Genomic DNA, 4,385 nt, shown 5'->3' on the forward strand with positions numbered 1-4,385 from the left:
TGAAGATCGGCGTGGAGCTGGCGCAGGGTCGCGTCGGACAGCGGGCGTCGGGCCTCAAGGAGGGCCTGTTTTTCCGCCAGGCGACGGGCGAGGCGGGGATCCATGCGTGGTTCAGGGGCCATTGCGATACTCCAAGAAAAGATATCGGCATGGCAAAGTATAGCATAAACCGATACCTTTTTCCAAAAAGCAAGCGCGGTTGCTCGTCTGGTGCGCGGCAACGGCTCTGGCCCACCCACCGTGCGTGCGCAGATCCGTGCTGGCGTTGGGGACGAAGGCCAGGCATGGTGTTGGCAGCGGCAGGCGACGACGGCCAGGCGTGGCCCCCCGCTGCGAGGCCGCGCCGTCGCACGGGAGGGCCAAGGCTGGTGTGCCATAACAGCAAATCACTCCCGCTGAAGCCGGAAGTTGATTTGCCATAACGGCAAAAAACGGCTTGACGACTCACGCCGTCGCCCGCCTGAGCATCGCTCACGCCACGCTGGGTTCGCCGCTGGCGTGGTTGGCTTCGCCGGGCCTTGCTGCAGATCAGTCCAGCGGCGAAACTGGTTGCGGAGCCAGGCCAATGGGGGTCAACGCGGCGACGCGATCAGCGCCAGTAGCCGGTCGATCAGCGCCGCATCCTGATCGTCGAGGCCCGCCACGAGTGCCGCGCGATCCCGCGCCCCTGCCCAGATGCGCTCGACGGGTTCGCGGAGCCTCCGGCCTTGATGCTCAAGGTGAGCCAACGCCTCAGCAGTCTGTAACGTACGTTTTCTGCTCGCGGGCTTGGCTTCGACAAGCTCAGCCAACAGCGGACGATGGGCGTTGCGCACGGAAGGAGGCTGAGCCTGTCGAAGCCCCCGTTGGTATCAGCTAACGTACGTTTCCCGGTAGCACCGCCGACCACGAAGACTGAGCACGAAGAAACGAAGAGGGGCATTGCGGTGCGGTATTCGTTTCTTCGTGGCCCACATTCGTGGTCGGCGCACGACATCAGCAAGCGTAGCTTGCACGCACCTAGCGGCGCACCACCGGCAGATAGACCCGCCTGGCGGCGAGGCGTGTCCAGGTAAATTCGATTTGTGCCCCACCCTCCTCCTCCTCGTGCTCTAACCGGAAAGTGTAGTCCCCCGTAGCAAGGGTGCGGCGCAGCGTGCTCGGTTCCAGGTAGGCGGCGCTCATCAAGGGTTCGTCATTGAGGAAGACCTGCACCCGATCATCGCCATACGCAAAAAACTCATACTCCCCGCCAACCAGCGTCACGGTACGCGTCCACTCTGAACTGAAGCCATCATCCCAGACGCCAACCTGCCCATTGCCGGGGGCCGCAAACACCCAATTGCGCGCCACCTGCGCATCCGGCACCTGTTCCACCCAAGTTGGGCCAGCCTGACGATTCATGCCATTGAAATACCGCACATACCAGTGCTCTGGCGCTGGGGTCGGCCACGTATACGCCTGGGCGGGCTGATCCAGCCGACCTTCCATGACCAGGTAGCCATGGGTGAAATTGGCCTGCAATTGCCCCTGGGCGTTGGTGAAGATATCACTGGTGGGAGCCCCGAGCCACGTATCGACGTGGCCGCGTTGCCAATAGTCAGTAAAGAGCGGGCCGTGCAACACGTAGGCTGGCACCGACCCCGCTGGCTGATCGCGCACCTCATCGTGGAAAATCATCGCGTGGCGGCTGTCGCCCGCACCGGTCAGCCATTGCATCACCACCGGATTCGCCTCGCCACCCCAGAAGGCACCGGTCATTGGTGAGCCCAGCGTGGCGCTGGCACGATTGCGTTCGTAGGCCGCCGCAAAGACCCCCGGACGCGAACTGCCGCTCCCAACCGTCGGGCAGAGGGAAGCGGTTCCTTCTTGCACCAGCGCATAGTCAAACAACGTATCAACGCCAATCGCCTCGTTGGGAAAGTAGACCTCGGCACGCAGCCCGGTATGGCCGCTCTGCTGGATCGGCAGACTCACCTCGTGACACATCCAGCCCTGCTGACTAACCGTGAATGTACGGCTGGCATTGGGTTGCTCGCCGCCCATTGCCCAGAGCGCAAGGGTGCCGGTGCGCGTCGTCCCGGGCGGGGCGTGGATCATGAGCGCAAAGGTGTAGGTTGTGCCTGGGGTGGGCACATAGGGAATATCCTGGTAGAACGACGTACACTCAGGCTGCTCACCCCGGTTGGTCGCAAGAAAGTGCGTGCCATGAAACGCCGTCACGCCATAGACACCCGACTCATAGGTGGTCATATTGCACGGGCCATGCCATTGCCAGGGAGCCGGGCCAGCGGGGTCTTCAAACGAGTTATTCTGCAGCGTCGCGCTCGCCGCTGTGACCGTGATCGGGAAGAAGACCGCCCCGTTTGCTGGCGCACTAAACCAAGCACTGCCCTCCTGGACAAAGCCAAACTCGATGCGATACGAGCCAGGGGTTGCCGGCGCACGCAGGGTAAACTGAAAGACGCCCATGGCCCCTGGTTGCACCACGCCGGGGCTGGCAATGCGATACGGCCCAAGCCAGGAGGGATCATAGAACGGATGGTTCTGGTCGAGCGGAAGCGCAAAGATCTTGGTATTGGCATCCCAGGCCCCAGTACCCGTATTGCGCAATTGCAGTTGCACCTGCTGGGTACTACCGGCCACCATCTGCGGCTGGAAGCTCTGGCTGACAAACTCGCCGCTGTAGGTTGCGGGCGGTGGCGCAACCGCGCAGGGCGCGGGCGTACTGGCAAGCGCAGACCATAAGACCTGGCTTGAGGTCGGATACGGATCGCTGCCCGCACCACACCATCCATAGGGATCGGTCGCGACGCCACTGCGCTGCACGCCAAAATGGAGATGGGGGCCGGTTGAACACCCCGTGTTCCCTGATCGCCCAACCATTTCGCCGCGAAAGATGGTGTCGCCAAGCTGAAAGCGCTGACCAGTGCGCGGATTAGTGGCAATGCCCTGCGACTCCAGGTGCCAGTACCAGGTTCGATAGGTGATGCCTTCGACCTGGTGCTGAATAATCATGCCCGTGACGGGCGTGTACGGATAGTCAATGCACCAACTCTGGCCAACGCCGGCCTCTTGCCGATCAACCGCGACATCAACCACCACCCCATCCGCCGCCGCGATGATGGTCTGGCCCACGCTCATCGGGTAATCGGTGCCCTCATGCCCATCATATCCCCCGGTGCTCGTCCCATCGAAACGACGAAATACCCCTTTGCTGGGATGGTGGTCGAAGAACGAGCCTGCGCGAAAGCTTCCGCTGAAAGGCGTCGTCAGAAACGGAGCGACGGTTTGCAAGGGCTCAACAGCGAGGGCGAGCAAGGCCGAATCGTCAAAGAGCACGGCAAACGTCCCCCGAAAGGAACCAGGGCCTTCCCCAAGGTAGCGTTCAAAGGTTGCGGCGTCGGGCGCAAGACGGGCCAGCGCATGTTCGAGCGCATAGGTGGCTGCATTGGGCAAGGGTGGACGTGCATAGCGTTGTCCAGTGCCCAGCGTCAGGATGGGGGCTTCCGCTGGATCATAGGCGGCAAAAGACCGACGCAACAACTCCCCCATGGCAAACAGATCCGCCTCAAAGCTGGCTGAGGCTGGATCAGTCAAGCCAAAGGGTTGCTCCAGGACGGCGGGCGGCGGCTGCGGATCGCGCACCAGCCCAGTGGTCAGTTCCAGCAACGTGAGCAACACCCGGGGACTCAGGGCGTGTGCCTCGCCCAGGCTCGCAACGGCCAGCACGTGGGCGGCGGGGGCAGGTTGCCCATCCAGCGAGGCTTGATAGGTTGCGAGCGATCCTGCCTGGCGCTCCAGAAAGGTCTGAATAGCCCTATGATCAAAGCCAGGCGCGATCACAAAGGTAGCATCGTCCAGTAAGCGTGGCGGGTTCGGCATCGCACGGAGCCCGCCGGTGGTGGCGAGCAGCGTGATCACCAGGAGGGATAGCATGAACACGATGAGCGTGCGTGAAAGGGAGCGAGGCATGGCAGAATCTCCTTTGGTGGCAATCGGTGATCACCCTTCATGCTATCTGTACCAAAACCACCCTCCATGCTCTTGTGTGATCGCCCAGGATCCGGTAGTACGATCTTCCTGTTTGGGCATAGTACTCAGAGAGGCCCAGTACCTTGCACCGAAGGTGCCAAGGTTTGAGCGCACAGCATGCGCAGCGTTGCTCCGTTGCGTCTTGGCGTCAAGACGGGCCAACCTTTGTTCCTAACGCACTGAATTAGCTCATACCCGCAGCAGTGGTTTTGTTAGTCCCTTTGCCCCTGTTTGTTTGGCAACGGATGCCATGCTGTGGTAGGATAACGCCACGTATCCGCACGCTGTCGTCGCGGCAGCCCTGGTCGGATGTCCCGCTGCTGACAGGCAGGAGGGTGAGGCTTCCCCTTCCGCAGCCGGGTCGCCCGCCG

2 protein-coding genes are annotated in these 4,385 nt (G+C 62.2%); both read right to left on the minus strand.

Annotated elements, in window-relative coordinates:
- Nucleotides 1-572 precede the first annotated feature (572 nt).
- Entirely contained in the window at nucleotides 573-815 is a 243-nt protein-coding gene (locus EKD05_RS25115; protein WP_129678348.1) for a hypothetical protein, read from the minus strand.
- A 184-nt stretch (nucleotides 816-999) separates the two neighbouring features.
- Nucleotides 1,000-3,954 (minus strand): peptidoglycan DD-metalloendopeptidase family protein, encoded by a 2,955-nt coding sequence (locus EKD05_RS27110; protein WP_129678350.1) that lies wholly within the window; start codon nucleotides 3,952-3,954, stop codon nucleotides 1,000-1,002.
- Between the last annotated feature and the right edge of the window lie 431 nt (nucleotides 3,955-4,385).

This window comes from Candidatus Chloroploca sp. Khr17, assembly GCF_004138165.1.
Lineage (GTDB): Bacteria > Chloroflexota > Chloroflexia > Chloroflexales > Chloroflexaceae > Chloroploca.